The organism is Ruegeria sp. CDSA241 (assembly GCF_059611265.1).
Genome location: NZ_JBXWPF010000016.1, coordinates 32,496 through 53,344, shown reverse-complemented (window position 1 = coordinate 53,344; position 20,849 = coordinate 32,496). Strand labels below are relative to the sequence as shown.

Genomic DNA, 20,849 nt, shown 5'->3' with positions numbered 1-20,849 from the left:
TGGGTATCTAGCTTGCCATACGCAGCACGTCCAGAAAGGCGGCTCCAAACCTTTCGTGACGGCGGCCACCCAGAACCTGTTCGATGGCGCGCGGGTCGTCTGATCGCAACTGCGCCACCTTTGCCAGTTGCGAGGCGGTACAGGTCAGCGGCTTGTCGATTCCATCAGGGCCGCGCGACAGTTGCGACTGAACTTCGAGCAGGCGGTCGAAAATCTCACCCTGATCGCGCCCGGCCAATTTGCGGCGGGCCGGGTGCAGTTCCTCGACCGCGCCGGTCAGAACCTCAAGAAATGTCGCGCCATAGCGTTCCAGCTTTTTGGCACCGATCCCGCTGATCCGGGCCATATCGTCCAGATTGGCGGGGCGGGTTTCGGCCATCTCGATCAGGGTGCGATCGGGAAAAATAACATAGGCCGGGACCCGCGCGGATTCGGCCAGCGCACGGCGTTTCGCCTTGAGTGCGCTCAGCAGCGGTGCGTCTTCTTCGGATACCATTTCTTTGACCACAGGCCGACGGGTTGCTTTGCGGATCGTGTCCTTACGCAAGTTGATCTGCGCCTCGCCTTTCAGGATCGGCTTGGCGGCCTCAGTCATGCGCAGCGCACCGTGGCGGTCGGGATCAGGACGGACCAGATCATGGCCCATCATCTGCCGGAAGATCGCCTGCCATTGCGGGCGCGACCAGTCCTTGCCGATACCATAGGTGGACAGCGCATCATGGCGGCGGGCGCGGATCTTGTCGGTCTCGTTGCCCAGCAGGATGTCGATCAGATGGCCTGCGCCGAACCATTCCTCGGTGCGCAGGATCGCGGACAGGGCCATACGAACCGGGGTGGTGCCATCGAACACTTCCGGCGGGCTGTCACACAGATCGCATTTGCCACAGGGTTCGGTCTGTTCACCGAAATAACCCAGCAAAGTCTGACGGCGGCAGGCCAGCGCCTCGGCCAAGCCAAGCAGGGCGTTCAAACGGGCGTGATCGGCCATCCGCCGGTCAGAGGGAGCAAGCCCCTCGTCTATCTGTGACCGGCGCAGGCGAATGTCATCTGCCCCAAACAGGGTCAGGGTTTCTGCCGGGGCGCCATCACGCCCGGCGCGGCCGATTTCCTGATAATAGACCTCGATGGATTTGGGCAGGTCCGCATGGGCGACCCAGCGGATATCGGGCTTGTCGATGCCCATGCCAAAGGCAACCGTGGCCACCACGATCAGACCATCCTCGCGCGCAAAGCGGGTCTCGACGATGCGGCGATCCTCGGGATCCATGCCGCCGTGATAGTGACAGGCGGTGTGGCCTTCGGCACGCAGGGCCTGTGCCAGAACCTCGGTCTTGTTACGGGTGCCGCAATAGACAATGCCGGATTGGGTTTTGCGCGCGGCGGCAAAATCCAGGACCTGTTTGCGGGGCCCATCCTTGGCGGCAAAGGCCAGGTGGATGTTGGGCCGGTCGAACCCGCGCAGAAATTTGCGCGGGGCCGTACCGTCAAACAGCTTTTCGACAATCTCGTCCTGCGTTTCCGCATCTGCTGTGGCGGTGAAAGCGGCCAAAGGCACATCCAGCGCACGTCGCAGCTCTCCGATCCGAAGGTAGTCGGGGCGGAAATCATGGCCCCATTGACTGACGCAATGAGCCTCGTCCACCGCAATCAGGCTGACATTGATCCGCCGCAACATGCCCAGCGCCGATCCGGCGGCCAGACGTTCGGGAGCCATGTACAGCAGCTTGAGCCGTCCGGCCTCCAACGCCTCCCACACGGCATCGGTTTCTTCGGGGGTATTGCCGGATGTTAGCGCGCCGGCCTCGACGCCTGCTTCCTGCAAGCCGCGCACCTGATCGCGCATCAGGGCAATCAGCGGAGAGATCACCACTGTGACCCCATCACGCATCAGCGCAGGCAGTTGGAAACACAGGGATTTACCACCGCCCGTCGGCATGATGGCCAGCACGTTTTCGCCTGCGGTCACGGCATCGACGATCTCTTCCTGACCGGGGCGGAAGTCGTCGAATCCAAAGACATCTCGCAGCAAGGGCGCGGCGTCAAACATGTGCGGGGGTGCCCTGTTTTAAGGTTTATCTGCTCTTAAGACAGGACAATCACATACTAAGATTCACTGAACAAGAGGGATCAGCCTCAGCTCAGGGCCAGAAAGAGTTCCGGCAGGACGTAGCTTCGCAGTGAAATGATGATGATCAACACGACCAGAGGCGTCAGATCGATGCCGCCAAGATCGGGCAGCACTTTGCGAATAGGGCGATAAATCGGCTCCAGGATCCGATTCAACCCGTACCAAATCTGGGCAACGAATTGCTGGTGAAGGTTCAGAACCTGAAAGTTAATCAGCCAGCTCATTATGACCTGAATCAAGACGAACCAATAGGCGATGCTCAATACCAAGTCGATCGGGCCGAAAATTGCCATCATATTCGTATACTCCAAGTCACGTTTCGGGAGAGGTAGTGGCTAGCGCAGCAAAGAGCAAGTGCGCGCTAACAGAACCCTTGCGAAATAGGCCAAAGAACCGTCTTATGACGCCAACAATAAAAAACGGGGCAGGTATGGCAGAGATTTCCAAGCGCAAACGCATCTGGGGCTGGTGGTTCTTCGACTGGGCAAGTCAGCCCTATCACACGCTGTTGGTGACCTTTGTTTTTGGGCCCTATTTTGCCGGGGTAGCCGCCGAGTATTATCTGAACGCCGGTCTGGGTTCCGATGCCGCAGACGCACGGGCGCAGACGGTGTGGGCGAACTGCATGACCATCGTGGGGCTGATCATCGCCTTTGGTGCCCCGCTGATGGGGGCGATGGCGGATGTTTCGGGCCGTCGTATACCATGGATATTCGGCTTTTCCATCATGTACGCGGTGGGCTCTGCTGCGCTGTGGTACACGTTGCCGGACGGGTCAAACATGTGGCTGATGCTGTCGGCCTTTGGCCTGGGTTTTGTCGGGGCGGAATACGCGCTGATCTTCGCCAATTCTCAGCTGCCCGATCTGGGTGATGACAGTGAGGTGGGCGAGATATCGGGTTCGGGTTTTGCCTTTGGCTATTTCGGCGGGCTTATCTCGCTGGCAATCATGCTGGCCCTGTTTGTTGAGCAGGGTAATGGCAAGACCCTGATCGGCATGGACCCTGTTTTTGGTCTGGACGCCGCAGCACGCGAAGGCACGCGTTTTGTCGGGCCGTTCACCGCCGTGTGGTTCATTCTGTTCATGATCCCCTATTTCCTGTGGGTGCGCGACGATCCAGATGTCGAAAAGAAAGGCAGCGTCAAAGAGGCGCTGCAGCTGCTGGTCAAATCAGTCTCTAACCTGCGCAATCGCGTCAGTCTGGCCAGCTATCTGGGCTCGTCCATGTTCTATCGCGATGCGCTGAACGGTCTGTATACCTTTGGCGGCGTTTATGCGCGGCTGGTGCTGGAATGGGATCTGATCAAGATCGGCGTATTCGGGATTGTCAGCGTTCTGGCTGCGGCAGCCTTTGCCTGGCTTGGCGGCAAGCTGGACAAGAAATACGGCCCCAAACCTGTCATTCTGGTTGCGATCTGGGTGCTGATCTTTGTCTGTATCACCGTCGTGATGATGGACCGGACCCAGATCTACGGCATCACCCTGCCCGAAGGGTCGGGCCTGCCGGATCTGGTGTTCTTTGGTTGTGGTGTTCTGATCGGCGGCATGGGGGGTATCCTACAATCGGCCAGCCGTTCTCTGATGGTGCGCCACACCGATCCCGCTGCCCCGGTAGAGAGCTTTGGCCTGTATGGCTTGTCCGGCCGCGCCACGGCATTTGCGGCCCCGTTGTTGATCGGGATTGCCACAACCGTGACCGGTAGTGCGCGACTGGGGGTGTCACCCATAGTTCTGTTGTTTATTCTGGGACTGTTCCTAATGCGCTGGGTGAAACCGGAAGGGGATCAGAGCAGATGATTTTATTACGTTTTTTCGCGGTCATTGCCGCAATCACATTCGCCGGTACCGCAGGTTCCGAGCCGCTGGCCAAGCAGTTATTCGGAGGCCAAAAGCAAAGTTCACAACAAAAACCGGCCGCTTTCGGCAGTTATTCGCGTGGCTGTGCGGCGGGGGCGGTACAACTGCCCGAAACCGGACCCACATGGCAGGCTATGCGCCTGTCACGCAACCGCAACTGGGGCCATCCGCAGGCGATCGACTATGTCCAGGATCTGAGCCGGTTTGCGGCCAAGCAGTCAGGATGGAATGGTCTCTATATAGGCGATATCAGCCAGCCGCGCGGCGGGCCGATGACATCGGGCCACCGCAGCCACCAGCTGGGTCTGGACATCGATATCTGGATGCTGCCCGGTGACAACATGCGTCTTTCCCGCAAGGCGCGCGAGAATATCTCTTCGATTTCCCTGCGCCGCTCGAACGGTGCCTTCGTCAACGGCAGCTGGACCAAACAGCATCACGCAGTGCTGCGTGAGGCGGCAAAAGACAAGCGCGTGGCGCGGATATTCGTCTTTCCCGGCGCCAAGGTGCAGATGTGCAATGACGAAAAGGGAAACCGCGCTTACCTGCGTAAAATCCGACCGTGGTGGGGCCATCACTATCATTTCCACGTGCGGCTGGCCTGTCCAAGAGGATCAAGCGGCTGCGTGAATCAGGATCCGCCGCCCAAGGGTGATGGTTGCGCCGAAGCACAGCAATGGGTGAACAACATCCTCAACCCGCCACCGCCCGATCCAAACGCGCCTGCTCCCAAGAAACGACGCGAATACCGGCTGGCCGATCTGCCCAAGCAATGCACAAACGTCTTGCAATCCAACTGATCGCGGCGCTGCTGCTGTCAGGGGGTGTCTGGGCCGAGGGAGCAAAGCCTGCCGCTTTGCTGAACAATTTTGCCTGGCGACATCAGGCGGATTGGTTCGGCGGATATTCCGGAATTCACATCTTTGACGGTGGCACCCGCATGATCGCGCTGAGTGATCGTGCAACGATGTTGGACGCTCGTATTGATCGAAACGAGGATGAGATTACTGGCATCGAGATCCAGCGGCACTGGTCCATCCTGTCCAGCACCGGCAAGGTTCTGGTGGGCACCGCGGGCGATTCCGAAGGCCTGGCAATCGCCCCTGACGGTGGGGTCTATATCTCATTCGAGGGTGTGCACCGGGTGGCTTATTATTCCGATCCAACCGGCCCGGCGCAGGTTCTGCCACGCCCCAAAGCCTTTGAGGTTCTTGACCATAACGGCTCGTTCGAGGCACTGGCCATTGACAGGCTTGGGCGGCTGTACACCCTGACCGAAAAGAGCCGTACCGTATCGGGGGACATACCGGTATATCGTTGGGATGGTCTGTCGTGGTCGACACCTTTTGTCCTGCCGCAACGGGGCAAGTTCCTGCCAGTAGCCGCGGATTTCGGCCCCGACGGGCGGTTCTATGTGCTGGAACGATCGGTGTCCCTGACAGGCTTTCGGTCGCAGCTCAGGCGTTGGGAACTGAATGGTGACACTCCGCAATCCGAAGAGATCTTGCTGCAAACCGCGCGCGGGACGCATGACAACCTCGAAGGCCTGTCGGTCTGGCGTGACGATCAGGGAAGGTTGCGGGTTACGATGATTTCGGATGACAATTTTCTGGCCCTTCAGCGGACGGAACTGGTGGAATATCTGCTGCCCGATTGACAGGCTCGAAACAAAGGTCTAAACGCACGGCTTGCCTTGGGACGGTCCCTTGGCCAAGTCGCCGCTACCTTGTCAAAACGGGCATCAAAACATGCAACGCGCTTTTATTCCCGGCATTCTTGCCATGGCCACCATCGTTGTGGCTTCGAACATTCTGGTCCAGTTCCTGATCCTTGACGGGCTGTTGACTTGGGGTGCTTTCACCTATCCACTGGCCTTTCTGGTCACCGACATCATGAACCGCGTCTATGGCGTGGCCACCGCCCGCAAGGTCGTGTTTGCCGGGTTCGTCACCGGCATCGTCTGCTCGCTGATCGGCAGCCAGATCATGCTGCAGGGCGACGGGTTCACCTATGCCGCTGTGCCGCTGCGGATCGCTGTTGCCTCTGGCACTGCTTTCCTGATCGCCCAGCTGACCGATGTCACCGTGTTCAATGCAATGCGCGGGGGTCGCTGGTGGCGCGCACCGCTGGTCTCGACCCTAGTGGGTTCGGCGCTGGATACAGCATTGTTCTTCACTATCGCCTTTTCTGCCTCGATCGCGATCTTCGGCGCCAATGCCGACGCTGCGATCAGCTGGGCGTGGGAGCCTGTTCCCTTCATGCTGTCTGGCCCGATGGCACCCCTGTGGGTCACGCTGGCCTTTGCCGACTGGCTGGTAAAGTTGTCGTTGGCGCTGGTGGCGCTGATCCCCTTCAAGGTGATCGTTGCGCGCCTGACCGCGCAGCCCGTGTAAAAAACGCTTTGAGAATGGCACAGCTTGTGTCACCATCCTAGTTAACCGCAACAGATAGAAAAGGAGGTGATCCAGTGTCGAGAAAGAGATTGGAGAGAGGTGTTGGAACAACCGGGGGGATCGCCCGTTAGGGCAGCCCTTGGTGGAGCGCTCGCTCCGGCTGGTCGATTGATCTAACCGACCCAACCTCCTGAACTTTCGAAGGGCCGTCCTGCTAGGGCGGCCCTTTTTGTTTCCGCACAGCACTTGTAAGGTCCGCCCCATGTTGCGGATCAATGACGATATCACCCTGCAAGACTGGGAAATGACCGAAAGCTTTGTGCGCTCTTCCGGCCCTGGCGGGCAGAACGTGAACAAGGTTTCGACCGCAGTCGAGTTGCGGTTCGAAGCGGCGCGCTCGCCCTCACTGCCTGATCCGGTCAAGGCGCGGCTGAAACGGTTGGCTGGGCGGCGCTGGACCAAAGAGGGCGCGATCATCATCCAGTGCGAGGAAACGCGTAGCCAGGCCCGCAACCGCGAGATTGCGCGGGTGCGATTGGCTGAACTGATCACCCGCGCGCTGGTCAAACCCAAACGGCGTATCGCCACCAAGCCCACCTATGGCTCGGTCAAACGTCGATTGGCCGCCAAAAAGGCCCGTTCGGATGTCAAATCTCTGCGCGGCAGGGTCGACGAAGATTGATCTGGTAACTTCTTTGCGCCTTGCTACTCTGCCCTGACAGGCGACAAGGAGGCAAAGCCATGAGGTTGGAGGGAAAAACCGCAATCGTAACCGGCGGCGCGTCCGGGTTCGGGGCCGGTATCGCACAGAAGTTCATTGCAGAGGGCGCACGCGTTATGATCGCGGATATCAACGGCGCTGCGGCCCGCGAAATGGCAGAAACGCTGGGCGCGCAGGCCATCGCGCAGCAGGTTGATGTGGCCAGCAGGGCATCGGTTCAGGAAATGGCGGGCACCGCCCACGACGCCTTTGGCGGGCTCGACATCCTGGTCAACAATGCCGGAGTGACCCATCTGCCGACCCCGCTGGAGGACGTCTCCGAAGAGGATTTCGACCGTGTCTTCAACGTGAACATGAAATCCGTCTATCTGACTGCCCGCGCCTTTGTGCCGATGATGAAGGCACGCGGAACCGGGGCGATCCTGAACGTCGCCTCAACCGCCGGGCTGTCCCCACGCCCCAACCTGAACTGGTATAACGCGTCCAAGGGTTGGATGATCACCGCAACCAAGACCATGGCGGTAGAACTTGCTCCGTCCGGCGTGCGTGTCAACGCGATCTGCCCTGTGGCTGGGGAAACGCCGCTGCTGAAATCCTTCATGGGCGAAGACACCCCCGAGATTCGCGCCAAATTCCTGTCGACCATCCCATTGGGTCGCTTCTCGACTCCCGAAGACATGGCCAACGCCGCCTGCTTTCTGTGCTCGGATGAAGCCAGTATGATTACGGGCACCACGCTCGAAGTGGACGGGGGCCGATGCATTTGATCCGGACTTCATTTGGCTCAAAATATCTCCACCAGAGGCAGCGCGCCGAGGCGCGCTTCCCTGCCCAACGTCAGAGGTTTCGATGACTCCCGGATCCAAAAACCTGATCACCGATGTCTCAGGGCTGAAGGTCGGCAACGCGCAGGACGAGGCGTTGAAATCGGGCACAACTGTTCTGACGGCAGACAAACCCTTTGTTGCTTCTGTCCATGTAATGGGGGGCGCACCGGGCACGCGTGAAACTGATTTGTTGGCACCGGACAAAACCGTTGATCAAATCGATGCGATCGCGCTGTCTGGTGGCTCGGCTTTCGGGTTGGACGCCTGCTCAGGGGTTACGGATGGTTTGCGGGCCGACGGGCGCGGCTTTGCTGTCGGGAATGCGATTGTGCCCATCGTGCCGGGAGCAATTCTGTTCGATTTACTCAATGGCGGCGATAAAACTTGGTCCGAGAATCCATACCGCGCTCTCGGAAAGGCAGCCTACCACGCTGCCGCAGAACGTTTTGCGCTCGGTTCAGTCGGGGCAGGAACCGGCGCATTGGCGGCTATGCAAAAAGGTGGCCTGGGTTCTGCATCGTTGGTTCTGGACGACGGCATCACTGTAGGCGCGCTTGTGGCAGCCAATCCGGTTGGCAGCGTCACGACACCTGGGGATCGCCACTTCTGGGCGGCGCCATTCGAGATCGACAACGAATTTGGCGGCCTGGGGCCAGACCTCTCATCGGGTCAAGCACAGATTCAGCAAAGCCGCAAAGCTCTAGCTATGGGGCAGGTTGACCCAGACCGGGCCAACACGGCCATTGCAATTGTCGCAACTGATGCCGCGTTAACCAAGACACAGTGCCACCGCCTGGCGGTGACAGCTCATGATGGCATCGCTCGCGCGATTGTGCCTGCGCATACTTCACAAGATGGTGATCTGGTTTTCGGCATCAGCACTTCCGGTCAAGCTGTTGACCCAAGCGTGCTGCCTATGATCGCGCATGCAGCCTCGGTTTGCCTGTCGCGGGCGATCGCCCGTGCGATTTATCTGGCGTCACCCAGTGCAGGCGATCTTCTGCCCTGTTGGGCAGACGTACATGACTTAAGTTAAGGACGACCCGATCCCGGCTGTGACACAGTGCCATCGCGCGGCAATCTGCGCGTTGACTCTCTGCTGCGCCAGAGGTCCTTTCTGTGCAGCCAATTCGTATCGGAGCAAAAGTTATGAATCGTATCCTCGCGACCGCAATTGCCGGCCTACTGGCCCTTCCAGTCTATGCTGAAGGTGACACCGAAGCTGGCAAGAAAGCCTTCAACAAATGCAAATCCTGCCATCTGATTGCTGATCCCGATGGCGAGGTGATCGTAAAGGGCGGAAAAACCGGCCCGAACCTCTATGGGGTTGCAGGCCGTACTGCTGGGACGGTCGAAGGGTTCAAATACGGTGACAGCATTGTCGAAGCCGGTGAAAACGGCTTGGTCTGGGACGAGGCAACTTTTGTCGAATATGCCCAGGACCCCAAAGCCTTCCTGCAATCCTATCTGGATCAGACCTCGGCCAAGTCCAAAATGACCTTCAAGCTGAAAAAGGGCGCTGAGGACGTTTACGCCTATATCGTCAGTGTTTCGGGCGAATAACCTGGGAAACCACGCAATCGGTAAGACCAGAAAAGGCCGCAGCCCCTGCGGCCTTTCGTGCGGTTGATAACCGGATCAATAGACGCCAGTTTGGAATCGCGTGGTGCATTGCCCGCTTTGCACCACAGCCAAGCCTATCAGGCCAAAGCTATTCCGGAATTCCCGGTCGCCCAGGCGGATCGGCAGCAGGAGACGACAAATGGGAATCATGATCCCGGCCTGGGTTGATGGTGAATTGACCCCCGTTGAAAAGCTTGAAGCCCATGAAAAGGGTCTGCGGCACAAAGCGGTGTCGGTCTTTGTTGTGCGCGGCACCGAGATTTTGCTGCAGCGCCGGGCGATGGGCAAATACCACACGCCCGGCCTGTGGGCGAATACCTGTTGTACCCATCCTGACTGGGGTGAGATGCCCTCGGTCTGTGCAGTGCGTCGCTTGCAAGAGGAACTGGGGATCACTGGGCTGTATCCCGAATATCGTCACCGGCTGGAATATCATGCCGATGTCGGCAATTCCCTGATCGAGCATGAGGTGGTGGATGTTTTCCTCGCTCATGTCCGCGGGCCATTGAAGATCGAGCCGAACCCCGAGGAAGTGATGGATATCCGCTGGATCGACTACCACGATCTGCTGGCCGAAGTGCAGCGCCATCCCGACCGGTTTACACCCTGGCTGAAGATCTACCTGCACAACCACGCCGACACGATTTTCGGCCCCGATCTGATTATCTCGGCCAAATCCTGATGCACCTGCTTGCAAGGCCCGCCTAAGGGGCCTAAATCAACCCGTCATGGCCAAGCAGAAGACAGACCCGAATTACAAAGTCATCGCCGAAAACCGACGTGCCCGCTTCGATTACGCGATCGAAGAGGATATCGAATGCGGCATCATGCTGCACGGGTCCGAGGTCAAATCCCTGCGGGCAGGCGGCTCTAACATCGCCGAAAGCTATGCCACGGTTGATGACGGAGAGCTGTGGCTGGTCAACAGCTATGTCGCCCCCTACGAACAAGCCAAGGTGTTCAAGCACGAGGAACGCCGCCGCCGTAAGCTGTTGGTGTCGCGCAAGGAACTGTCAAATCTGTGGAACGCGACCCAGCGCAAGGGCATGACCCTTGTGCCGCTGGTCCTGTATTTCAACCATAAGGGCTTGGCCAAGATTAAGATCGGCATCGCCAAGGGTAAGAAAAACCACGACAAGCGCGAAACCCAGGCCAAGCGCGACTGGTCACGGCAAAAGCAACGCTTGCTGAAAGATCACAGCTAAAGGCGCTCGATTATCGGTTGTCAGATGGATTTGATCCTCGCGTTCTCAATCAGGCTACCGGGACTACAGATACGGCAGATATCCGGTTCGAGCCCTTCGCAACAAATGCTGCGAACGGAACGAATGGCCGCTATGACGAGTTGGCTAGGAAGCAGTATGAGGTTTACCAAACTCAATGTTCGAAAAGGTTCTGTGTCTTTGGGCGTGGGGATCACCTGAAACACCTATGCAGCGATTAGGTGCATTCTTGATGATGTCGGTGTCTGTTTTTGCCGCCGCAATCACTTTGGGTGCTGTTTCTCAGGCTCTCGACAACACTTGGACCGTCTCAGGAGTAGCCGCAAGTGTATTTGGTGTCGGAGTGATGTCACTCTTACTCCCCACCGGGCTGGCACACGGTCTTGCGGCGGCTTTTCCTCTGATTTTTGATCGTTGGAAGCATAAGCGAAACATGCGATTGGGAGACTATGTGATGCTACAGCTGGATGGACTTAAGTTCTTTTATTCGCTTTTAGGTTGGGCTAGCTCAATTGGATTGGTCGCACTTATTGCGTATCTGCTAGTGTCCTAGGTCGCATAGCCCGTCTCGTTTCGTCAAACACTGCAGCCATTTGAGGGTTTGTTCCAAATGACCGCAAAGTCCGCTCTACCGACATTGACCATCAGCCTAACTCGCAGCACTGACTTGCCGTAGAAATTCACCGTTCGCACAGGTGGCCCCAAGAAACCCAACCTTGAACAAAGCAGAGCCCAAATGCGGCACCGATCAGAACGCCATGGCCGCCTGAACAGCGCGTTGCCAGCGGTCATAGGCGGCGTCGCGTTCCTCTGCGGATAGTTTGGGTTCGAACCGGCGATCCAGCGCCCAGGTTTCCGCGAATTCCTGTTGATCAGGGTAGATGCCCGCGCGCATACCGGCCAGCCAGGCCGCGCCCAGTGCGGTAGTTTCCTGCATCACGGGTCGGTCGACCTCGGCGCCGAGGTAATCCGACAGCCCTTGCATCGCCCAATCAGATGCGCTGGCACCGCCGTCGACGCGTAAGATGACATCGGTATCTGCGCCCCAATCGCCCTGCATGGCATGCCACAGGTCTCGGGTCTGATAGGCGATGCTTTCCAGTGTTGCCTTGGCAAATTCTGCCCGCCCGGAATTGCGGGTCAGGCCAAAGACCGCGCCCCGACAATCGGGTTTCCAATAGGGTGCGCCCAACCCGGTGAACGCAGGCACCAGCACAACGTGCTGGTTCGGGTCGGCCTGCTGCGCCAGCTCGCCACTTTCCGGGGCAGTTTCGATGATCTGCAGCGCATCGCGCAGCCATTGCACCGCAGCCCCTGCGACAAAAATCGAACCCTCAAGTGCATAGGTTCTTTGTCCGTCCAACTGATAGGCGATCGTCGTCAGTAGGCGGTTCTTCGAGGCGACCGGCTGTGGCCCGGTATTCAACAGCGCAAAACAGCCTGTCCCATAGGTCGATTTCATCATGCCGGGCTGAAAACAGGCCTGCCCGATAGTCGCGGCCTGCTGATCGCCCGCAACACCCAGAATCGGGATTTTTCCCCCAATCAGAGTCGTTTCTCCGAAATCCGAGGCGCAATCCTGTACCTCGGGCAGCATGGACATGGGCACATCCAACAGATCGCAGATCTCGGTGCTCCAACAGCCTTTGTGGATGTCGAACAGCAGTGTGCGGGCAGCGTTGGTGGCGTCTGTCACGTGGTTGCAGCCTTCGGTCAGGCGCCAGATCAGGAAACTGTCGATGGTGCCGAACAGTAGATCGCCTGCCTCGGCGCGGTCGCGGGCGCCGGGGACATTATCCAGTAGCCATTTGACTTTGGTGCCCGAAAAATACGGGTCCAGCAACAGCCCGGTCTGCTGGGTCACGTCATCCTCGCAACCGGCCTGCTTGTAGCGGGCGCAGATATCGGCGGTGCGTCGATCCTGCCAGACGATTGCGTTGTGGATAGGCTCGCCGGTCTGTTTATCCCAGACCACGGTTGTTTCACGCTGGTTGGTGATGCCGATACCGGCAATCTGATCGGGGGTTGCGCCAACGCTCTGCATCACCTCGCGGCAGACACGTAGGACGCTGTCCCAGATTTCCTCGGGATCGTGTTCGACCCAGCCTTCTTGTGGGAAATGCTGCGTGAATTCATGCTGCGCGGTGCCTGCCCGTTGCATGTCCGCGTCGAACAGAATGGCCCGTGATGATGTGGTGCCCTGATCAATGGCAAGAATATAGGTCACGCCTGCGCCCCCCTTCGCATTTGGTTTTGCGAGACTTTAGCGCAAACAGTCGGTTGCGTACCAGAGTGTTCAGACGGGAATATTGTCGATCAGACGCACTCCATCCGCCCAGGCCGCGGCAAACAGGCGGGCGGGTCGGTCCGCATGTGTCAGCGGGTTCAGAGATTCCGCACAGCGCAGTTGGATATATTCCACTTGTGTAAAACCTGCGGCCAAAAGATCGGTACTGGCCTGTGCTGCCAGTGTGTCGAACGGGGCGCCGTTCTTTAGCGCGTTGGCCAGATCCAGCATGATGCGGTGTTTGTGCGCTGCAATCTCCACCCCCTCGGGCGAGAGGCGCTGATTGCGCGAGGACATGGCCAGACCCGAGGGTTCACGCACCGTGGGGCAGCCGATCACTTCGATCGGGATATCCAGATCGCGCGCCATGCGGCGCACGACCAGCAGCTGTTGATAGTCTTTTTCCCCAAAATAGGCTCTGTCTGCCTGGGTTTGCAGGAACAGTTTGGCGACCACAGTGGCGACGCCATCGAAATGGCCGGGGCGGAATTCGCCCTCCATCACACTGGTCAGGCCAGTTACAGATACGGTGGTGGCAAAGCCTTGCGGGTAGATCTCGTCCGGGTCCGGCACATAAATTGCATCAACGCCATAGGGGGCCAGTTTCTGAGCATCTTCGATTTCGGTGCGCGGATAATTGGCCAGATCCTCGGGGTTGTTAAACTGCGTTGGGTTCACGAAAATCGTCACGATAACTCGGTCGGTGCCATTTTTGGCCGCCTCAACCAGAGACAGATGCCCCGGATGCAACGCGCCCATAGTTGGGACGACGCCGATTGCCTCACCATTCTTGCGCCAGTTGGCGGTCAAGGCGCGCAGATCGGAGAGGCGACGCAGGATCGGAGCGGTCATTTAACTGTGCCCTGTGACGGAGCCTGATTGGCAAAGACATGTTCATCGGCGGGGAAAGCGCGTGCGCGCACTTCGGCGGCGTACTCGGCGATGGCGGCCTCGGCCAGTGGCCCCAGCTCGGCATATCGTTTGACGAATTTCGGTTTGAAAGCGGTGAAAAAGCCGACCATGTCGTCCACCACCAGTATTTGCCCGTCACATCCGGCGGACGCGCCAATGCCGATAGTAGGGATGGCGACCTCGGCAGTGATTTGGTTGGCTAGACTCTGCGGGACCTTCTCTAACACAAGGGAAAAGGCGCCTGCATCAGCCACGGCATGGGCATCGGCCAGTACCGTCTGTGCCTGATCATCACGGCCCTGCACCTTGTAGCCGCCCAGCGTGTTGATCGACTGCGGGGTCAGGCCGATATGCGCCATCACCGGGATGCCGCGCTTGACCAGAAAGCGGATGGTTTCGGCCATTTCGACCCCGCCCTCTAGCTTGATCGCACCGGCACCGGTTTCCGCCATCAGGCGGGCGGCATTGCGGAACGCCTGTGAGGGGCTTTCCTCGTAACTGGCAAAGGGCATGTCGATGACCATCATCGCCTTGTCCAGCCCGCGAGCAACAGCCTGACCATGCAGGATCATCATCTCCATCGTCACGCCAAGGGTGGATTCCAACCCGTGTAGCACCATGCCGACACTGTCACCGACCAGAACAAAGTCGCAATGATCATCCATCAGTCGGGCCATCGGAGTTGTATATGCGGTCAGACTGACCAGTGGCTCGCCACCTTTTCGGGAGCGAATATCCACGGCATTCGGGGCTCTTTTGCGGGCGGTGGCGCTCATGCTCGCTCCTCGCGGTTCATGTTGCGGTGCGGCATAGCAGATTGGACCGGGCCAAAGATAGCCCGGTTGCGCGAACATTTCCTTGATTGACCTAAGGTTTAAAGGGACATTGGTCCGCAGACCGGTCCGCGACATGCAGGACCACACAGTTTCAGTGGGGAGACAACGATATGACAAAGCAGATGTTTCGGTCTTTTGCATCGGCGCTGGCGATTGGAGCCAGTTTGATAGCCACCCAAGCCCTGGCCAAATCCGACATCACCATCGCAATGCAGCTTGAGCCGCCGCATCTGGACCCGACCAGCGCTGCGGCACAGGCCATCGATTCGGTTGTCTATACCAATATCTTCGAAGGTCTGACCCGGTTCATGGGCGACGGATCGGTCGTGCCCGGGCTGGCGGAAAGCTGGGAGATATCAGACGACGGCACCGTCTATACCTTTAAGCTACGCGATGGTGTGACCTTCCACGATGGCACCACCATGGATGCCGAGGACGTCAAATTCAGCCTTGACCGGGCCCGCGCTGAAGACAGCGCCAATGCACAAAAAGCCCTGTTTGCCGGGATCGAAAGCGTAGAGGTCGTGGATCCGCTGACCGTCAGGGTCACCCTGTCAGGACCAAACGGGAATTTCCTGTTCAATATGGCCTGGGGGGATGCGGTGATTGTCGCCCCCGAAAGCATAGAGACGATCAAGACCAACCCGGTCGGCACCGGCGCGTTTGCCTTTGGGGACTGGGTGCAGGGGGACAGCATCACGCTGACGCGAAACCCCGACTATTGGGGTGATCAGCCCGCGTTAGAGTCTGCTACATTCAAGTTCATCTCGGACCCGACCGCCGCCTTTGCCGCCATGATGGCCGAGGATGTTGATGTGTTCGACATTTTCCCGGCGCCTGAGAACATGCCGCAGTTCGAGGCTGATCCGCGCTTTCAGGTGCTTGTCGGCTCGACCGAGGGTGAGACGATTCTGTCCACCAACAACAAGCAGCCGCCCTTTGACGACATCCGGGTGCGGCAGGCGCTGGCCCATGCCATCGACCGTCAGGCAATTATTGACGGCGCGATGTTCGGCTATGGCACGCCCATCGGAACGCATTTTGCCCCGCACAACCCCGCCTATGTCGATCTGACCGGCAATTCGGCGTATGACCCCAAGAAGGCCGCGCAGTTGCTGGCCGATGCGGGCTATGCCGAAGGGTTCAAGACCACTCTGCACCTGCCGCCGCCTTCTTACGCTCGCCGCGGAGGCGAGATCATCGCCGCACAACTGGCCGAGGTCGGGATTGAGGCTGAAATCATCAATGTCGAATGGGCGCAGTGGCTGGAATCGGTGTTCAAGGGCAAGGATTTTGGTCTGACTATCGTCAGCCATACCGAGCCGATGGATATCGGCATCTATGCGCGGCCCGACTATTATTTCCAGTATGACAGCATCGACTTTCAGACGCTGATGGAGACGTTGAACGCCACCACCGACCCTGATGAGCGTACCCGCCTGTTGGGCGAAGCGCAGCGTCTGATCGCAAATGATTACGTCAACGGGTATCTGTTCCAGCTGGCCAAGCTTGGCGTTGCCAAGGCTGGCGTTCAGGGACTTTGGGAAAACGCACCCACAGCGGCCATCGACCTGACCGCCATCAGTTGGGCGGAATAAGACCAGTTCCAGAGAGGAGACCGGCGCATGAGAAGATCAACCCTCGTTGCGTTGATGATTGCGGTTTTAGCCGTGATTGCGCCGGTCGCCAAAGGGGATACGCCGCTTGAACAGGCGGTGACACTGTGGCTGGAGGGCGATGATGAACGCGCTCTGCCACTGCTGGCGGATCTGGCGGCTGATGGCAACGCGCAGGCTCGTCTGCTGTTGGGGCGAATTGAAACCGCCGATCTTGGACCATCTCCGTTCCGCCAATCGCTGGGCCGAAAGGGTTCGCGCAAGCTGTTTCGTCAAAAAGACCTGACGGCCTTTGGCCGATCCTGGCTGTTGGTCGAGGCGAAAGGTGGAAATGAGCTTGCCCAAGCGCTGTTGGATGCCAAACGCCCCACACCAGACCCGAAGCTGATTGCACAGCTCAATGCGTTGGGAGAACATCAAGCTACGGACTACCCGACGCGAATTGTGGCGCTCTATGGCGATCCAGAAATGCGCGGCGATCTGTTGGCGGATGGGCAGCTGATGCAGGACCTCAAACCTTATCTGAGTTATCTGACGGTCGATCCCGAGCCGCGCGGCGACGGTCTGGCAGCGCTGCGCCACATTCAGCCTGATCCAGTTGACATGAATTCCGATCAGGCGCTGGGCATGGCGGGGTTGCTGGCCCTGGGGCTGGGATATGGCGATCTGTCTGTGGACAATAGCTGGCGCCCGGCGGTGGAAAACTGGTTGATGACATCCCAGTCGACCCGCCCCATCGCGCAGCTCTGTTCTGACCAATGCGGGGCCGAGGCACCAAACTGCGCCTTTGCCTTCCTTGCCCTGTTTGGCGGCTATTTCGAGGTCATCCGCATCGACAGCCCGCTGGAAACGCTCATCCCGCAGGAGCAGTTTCTGGACAGTCCTCGCGCGCGCCTGATGGTCCTTCGTCGGGCGGCACTGGCCCGGACCGAGACAAATCTGGAAACGCTGGTGGACAGCGCACCCGCGGCGAAGCTTTCGACCTGCGCGACTGATCTGGTCCGGCAAGAGCAGCAGTCCTACAAGTAGCTGTTGCGTAGGCGCCGCTCGCACCCGTAACCTGTTTGTAATGCTACGCTATGCCCTCAAACGTCTGATTTCGCTGGTGATCAGCCTGGCTATCGCCTCGGTGGTCATTTTTGCAGTGATCGAGGTCGCGCCGGGCGATCCGGCATCCTTCATGCTTGGCGTCAACGCGCAGGCGGACACGCTGGCCGCGCTGCGGGCCGAGCTGGGGTTGGATGTGTCCAAACCGCAGCGCTATTTCAACTGGGTCAGCGGAATGCTGGTCGGGGATTTCGGCACTTCATACACCTATCGCACGCCGGTGTCTCAGATGATTGCGGACCGACTTTGGGTGTCGCTGCCGCTGGCGCTTTATGCACTGACCCTTTCAACCCTGATCGCCTTTCCCGCCGGGATTTACGCTGCTGCGCGCCGGGGGCGGCCCGGCGATGTGGCGGTCATGGGGGCCACACAGCTCGGCATCGCCGTGCCCAATTTCTGGTTCGCCATGATGCTGGTGCTGGTCTTTGCCATCAATCTGCGCTGGTTCAACGCTGGAGGGTTCGCAGGCTGGGACGACGGGTTTTGGACCGGTCTACACTCGCTGACCCTGCCAGCCATAGCGCTGGCCCTGCCACAGGCGGCGATTCTTGCAAGGGTCATGCGGTCGGCCCTGCTGGATATTCTGGGTGAGGATTTCATGCGCACCGCACGGGCCAAGGGCCTGTCCCGCCGACAGGCGCTGTGGCGTCACGGGGTGCGCAATGCGCTGATCCCGGTGCTGACTATCATCGGGCTGCAGTTTTCCTTTCTTCTGGCCGGGTCCATCATTATCGAACAGGTGTTTTACCTGCCCGGCCTCGGGCGGCTGGTGTTTCAAGCGATCTCGGCCCGCGATCTGATCGTGGTGGAATCCGTGGTCATGCTACTGGTTTTTGCAGTGATCACGGTGAATTTTCTGGTTGATCTCGCCTATGCCGCCGTTGACCCCCGTCTGAGGAGCAGGACATGAGCCGCAACCTCATCCTTGGTGCAGTGCTCTCCTCGCTGGTGGTCTTGGCGGCCGCACTTTCCTTTGTCTGGACGCCCTATGCGCACGCCGCGCTGAATATTCCCGCCAAGCTGCAACCACCCAATGCGCAGCACTGGTTCGGCACCGATCATTTTGGACGGGACATGTTCTCAATGATCATGGTGGGTGCGCGCACTTCAATCGCTGTGGCCTTGGTGGCGGTGGGGATCGGCATGACATTGGGCGTGCCACTTGGTCTGGCGGCAGCGGCGCGCAAAGGCACGTGGCTGGATGAGGTGATCATGCGCGGCAACGATCTGGTTTTTGCTTTCCCGTCGTTGGTCATCGCCATCCTGATCACTGCCGTTTTCGGTGCCGGGGCGGTCAACGCCATCATTGCCATCGGTATCTTCAACATTCCGGTCTTTGCCCGTATCACCCGTGGCGCTGCGCTGTCCCTGTGGGAGCGAGAGTTCATCCTGGCCGCCCGGGTCTCGGGCAAGGGCGCGGCGCGGATATCGGCGGAACATATCCTGCCGAATGTGGCGAACTTGCTGATCGTACAGGGCACCATCCAGTTCAGCCTTGGCATTCTTGCCGAGGCAGGCCTGTCCTATGTCGGGTTGGGTGCGCAACCGCCTACGCCCAGTTGGGGCCGGATGTTGGCAGATGCGCAGACGATGGTCAGTTTTGCCCCGCATTTGGCTCTGATTCCGGGGCTTGCAATCATTGTCACTGTTTTGGGGCTGAACCTGCTGGGCGACGGTTTGCGGGATTGGCTGGACCCCCAAATACGGGTGGCGCGCGCATGAGCTTGCTGGAAATCGAAAATCTCAACCTGTCGATTCATGGCATGGACATCCTCAAACAGGTCAGCCTGTCTGTTGCGTCGGGTGAGATCGTCGCCGTCACCGGTGAAAGCGGTTCGGGCAAGTCCATGACGGCGTTGGCGGTGATGCAACTGCTGCCAAACGGTGCGGATGCCGCGGGCGCGATCCGGTTGGACGGGCTGGACCTGCTGAACTGTTCCGAGGATGAGATGTGCGCTCTGCGCGGCGCCTCGGTCGGGATGGTGTTTCAGGAACCCATGACTGCGCTCAACCCGGTCAAAACCATCGGGGATCAGGTGATGGAGACAATCCTGATCCACAAGGCCATGCCTACTGCACAGGCCCGGTCCCGTGCCGAAGAAGTGCTGACGCGCGTCGGCCTTCCGCCCGAAAGGTTCCCTCTGTCCAGGTATCCGCATGAGCTGTCCGGTGGTCAGCGTCAGCGCGTGGTGATCGCCATGGCCATCGCGTTGCGCCCAAGGTTGCTGATCGCGGACGAACCTACGACGGCGCTGGACGTCACTACGCAGGCGCAGATTCTAGACCTGCTCACGGGGTTGGTGCGCGAATACGACATGGGATTGCTAATGATCACCCATGATCTGGCGGTTGTGGCCGATATGGCCGACCGGATCATCGTCATGCGCTATGGCGAAGTCGTCGAGGCCGGCGCCACCGAACCCTTGCTGCGGAACATGCAGCACCCTTATACACGCATGCTGTTCCGGGCTTCGGGCCATCAGGTCAACCTGCCGGAACCCAAACCGACACAGCCTTTGCTTGAGGTTGCACAGGTGGTCCGGGATTACCGTTTGCCCCGAAAGGGCTTGTTTGATGCGCCGCGACACCACAGGGCTGTGGCTGGGGTCAGCTTTACACTGAACAAAGGCGAGCGCTTAGGCCTGGTCGGAGAGTCCGGGTGCGGAAAATCGACCCTAACACGGGCTGTCCTGGGGCTGGAAGAGGTGCAGAGCGGCCAGATTCTGCTGGACGGGCAGCCAGTATTCACGGGGCACAAACCCAATCTGGCCGTCCGGCGTAAGATGCAGGTTGTGTTCCAGGACCCCTATGGCAGCTTCAACCCCCGACACCGGGTCACGCGCCTGATCACCGAGCCGTTTCACCTGCTCGAACATCCCCCAACCGGGTCCGAGCGGCAGGATCGGATCGCCGAGATTCTGACAGCCGTAGGTCTCAGCCCCGATGACGCGGGTCGGTACATTCACGAATTCTCGGGCGGGCAGAGGCAGCGTATTGCCATCGCCCGTGCCCTGATCATCCGGCCCGAGCTGATCCTGTTTGATGAGGCGGTCTCGGCCCTTGATGTTTCTGTCCGAGCGCAGATCCTTGATCTGCTGGCCGAGCTCTGCGCCGCCTATGATCTGACTTATCTGTTCATCAGCCACGATCTAAGCGTCGTGCGCACCATTACCGACCGGGTTTTGGTGATGCAGGCGGGGCAAATTGTTGAACAGGGTAAGACCGAACAGGTCTTTTCCAACCCGCAGCACGTTTATACCCAAACTCTGATTGCCGCTGCACCTATCCTGCCGGATATCGGTCAGGATGTGGCGTAAA

At 59.1% G+C, this 20,849-nt stretch carries 21 protein-coding genes; 16 read left to right on the top strand and 5 right to left on the bottom strand.

What is annotated here, in order from left to right:
- Positions 1-7: 7 nt before the first annotated feature.
- Both recQ and AC2FJV_RS14855 read right to left on the bottom strand, forming a co-directional pair.
- Positions 8-2,047 (bottom strand): DNA helicase RecQ, encoded by a 2,040-nt coding sequence (recQ, locus tag AC2FJV_RS14860; RefSeq protein WP_496714005.1) that lies wholly within the window; start codon positions 2,045-2,047, stop codon positions 8-10.
- 86 nt (positions 2,048-2,133) lie between these two features.
- Positions 2,134-2,424: a YggT family protein gene (locus AC2FJV_RS14855; RefSeq protein ID WP_108860000.1), complete on the bottom strand. Its 291-nt coding sequence runs from the start codon at positions 2,422-2,424 to the stop codon at positions 2,134-2,136.
- A 134-nt stretch (positions 2,425-2,558) separates the two neighbouring features.
- Between AC2FJV_RS14855 and AC2FJV_RS14850 the strand changes: the two genes are divergently transcribed.
- The 11 genes from AC2FJV_RS14850 (at position 2,559) to AC2FJV_RS14800 (ending at position 11,326) form a co-directional block, all read left to right on the top strand.
- Positions 2,559-3,926, top strand: a complete 1,368-nt coding sequence (locus AC2FJV_RS14850) for an MFS transporter (protein WP_496714022.1) — start codon at positions 2,559-2,561, stop codon at positions 3,924-3,926.
- Positions 3,923-4,786: a penicillin-insensitive murein endopeptidase gene (gene mepA, locus AC2FJV_RS14845; RefSeq protein WP_142638569.1), complete on the top strand. Its 864-nt coding sequence runs from the start codon at positions 3,923-3,925 to the stop codon at positions 4,784-4,786. Before AC2FJV_RS14850 ends, mepA begins: the two co-directional genes overlap by 4 nt.
- Positions 4,759-5,643 carry an esterase-like activity of phytase family protein gene (locus tag AC2FJV_RS14840; RefSeq protein ID WP_496714004.1) on the top strand — a complete coding sequence of 295 codons (885 nt, stop codon included), beginning with the start codon at positions 4,759-4,761 and terminating at the stop codon, positions 5,641-5,643. The genes mepA and AC2FJV_RS14840 overlap by 28 nt, the downstream gene beginning before the upstream one ends.
- Positions 5,644-5,734: 91 nt before the next feature.
- Complete coding sequence (locus tag AC2FJV_RS14835) at positions 5,735-6,379, top strand: queuosine precursor transporter (protein WP_142638573.1); 645 nt, start codon at positions 5,735-5,737, stop codon at positions 6,377-6,379.
- Positions 6,380-6,641: 262 nt separating this feature from the next.
- On the top strand, positions 6,642-7,061 hold the full coding sequence (arfB, locus tag AC2FJV_RS14830) for an alternative ribosome rescue aminoacyl-tRNA hydrolase ArfB (protein WP_142638575.1): 420 nt from the start codon (positions 6,642-6,644) through the stop codon (positions 7,059-7,061).
- Between the two features lie 59 nt (positions 7,062-7,120).
- Positions 7,121-7,867, top strand: coding sequence for an SDR family oxidoreductase (locus tag AC2FJV_RS14825; protein WP_496690268.1), 747 nt, complete (start codon positions 7,121-7,123; stop codon positions 7,865-7,867).
- An 82-nt stretch (positions 7,868-7,949) separates the two neighbouring features.
- Positions 7,950-8,963: a P1 family peptidase gene (locus tag AC2FJV_RS14820; RefSeq protein WP_281973318.1), complete on the top strand. Its 1,014-nt coding sequence runs from the start codon at positions 7,950-7,952 to the stop codon at positions 8,961-8,963.
- 113 nt (positions 8,964-9,076) lie between these two features.
- Entirely contained in the window at positions 9,077-9,490 is a 414-nt protein-coding gene (locus tag AC2FJV_RS14815; protein ID WP_142638581.1) for a c-type cytochrome, read from the top strand.
- A gap of 199 nt (positions 9,491-9,689) precedes the next feature.
- Positions 9,690-10,232, top strand: a complete 543-nt coding sequence (idi, locus tag AC2FJV_RS14810) for an isopentenyl-diphosphate Delta-isomerase (RefSeq protein ID WP_271951847.1) — start codon at positions 9,690-9,692, stop codon at positions 10,230-10,232.
- Positions 10,233-10,278: 46 nt separating this feature from the next.
- Positions 10,279-10,755: an SsrA-binding protein SmpB gene (gene smpB, locus AC2FJV_RS14805; protein ID WP_142638585.1), complete on the top strand. Its 477-nt coding sequence runs from the start codon at positions 10,279-10,281 to the stop codon at positions 10,753-10,755.
- A 175-nt stretch (positions 10,756-10,930) separates the two neighbouring features.
- Positions 10,931-11,326 (top strand): hypothetical protein, encoded by a 396-nt coding sequence (locus AC2FJV_RS14800; protein WP_496714003.1) that lies wholly within the window; start codon positions 10,931-10,933, stop codon positions 11,324-11,326.
- Positions 11,327-11,521: 195 nt separating this feature from the next.
- Here AC2FJV_RS14800 and glpK read toward each other — a convergent pair whose 3' ends face one another.
- From glpK to panB, 3 genes are all read right to left on the bottom strand, one after another.
- Complete coding sequence (gene glpK / locus AC2FJV_RS14795) at positions 11,522-13,000, bottom strand: glycerol kinase GlpK (protein WP_496694319.1); 1,479 nt, start codon at positions 12,998-13,000, stop codon at positions 11,522-11,524.
- 69 nt (positions 13,001-13,069) lie between these two features.
- On the bottom strand, positions 13,070-13,912 hold the full coding sequence (panC, locus tag AC2FJV_RS14790; protein WP_142638600.1) for a pantoate--beta-alanine ligase: 843 nt from the start codon (positions 13,910-13,912) through the stop codon (positions 13,070-13,072).
- The gene (gene panB, locus AC2FJV_RS14785) at positions 13,909-14,748 is read right to left on the bottom strand and encodes a 3-methyl-2-oxobutanoate hydroxymethyltransferase (RefSeq protein ID WP_496690264.1); all 840 of its coding nucleotides are present in this window, start codon (positions 14,746-14,748) and stop codon (positions 13,909-13,911) included. Before panB ends, panC begins: the two co-directional genes overlap by 4 nt.
- Positions 14,749-14,918: 170 nt before the next feature.
- Here panB and AC2FJV_RS14780 point away from each other — a divergent pair, with 170 nt between their 5' ends.
- From AC2FJV_RS14780 to AC2FJV_RS14760, 5 genes are read left to right on the top strand one after another with little or no spacing between them, the layout of a single operon-like run.
- Positions 14,919-16,406, top strand: a complete 1,488-nt coding sequence (locus AC2FJV_RS14780; RefSeq protein WP_496690263.1) for an ABC transporter substrate-binding protein — start codon at positions 14,919-14,921, stop codon at positions 16,404-16,406.
- 27 nt (positions 16,407-16,433) lie between these two features.
- The gene (locus AC2FJV_RS14775) at positions 16,434-17,453 is read left to right on the top strand and encodes a hypothetical protein (RefSeq protein ID WP_282022086.1); all 1,020 of its coding nucleotides are present in this window, start codon (positions 16,434-16,436) and stop codon (positions 17,451-17,453) included.
- A gap of 40 nt (positions 17,454-17,493) precedes the next feature.
- Positions 17,494-18,441 carry an ABC transporter permease gene (locus AC2FJV_RS14770; RefSeq protein WP_282027660.1) on the top strand — a complete coding sequence of 316 codons (948 nt, stop codon included), beginning with the start codon at positions 17,494-17,496 and terminating at the stop codon, positions 18,439-18,441.
- Positions 18,438-19,253: an ABC transporter permease gene (locus AC2FJV_RS14765; RefSeq protein WP_496714002.1), complete on the top strand. Its 816-nt coding sequence runs from the start codon at positions 18,438-18,440 to the stop codon at positions 19,251-19,253. The genes AC2FJV_RS14770 and AC2FJV_RS14765 overlap by 4 nt, the downstream gene beginning before the upstream one ends.
- A complete protein-coding gene (locus AC2FJV_RS14760; RefSeq protein WP_496714001.1) occupies positions 19,250-20,848 on the top strand; it encodes an ABC transporter ATP-binding protein in 1,599 nt (532 codons plus the stop codon). The genes AC2FJV_RS14765 and AC2FJV_RS14760 overlap by 4 nt, the downstream gene beginning before the upstream one ends.
- Position 20,849: the final 1 nt, after the last annotated feature.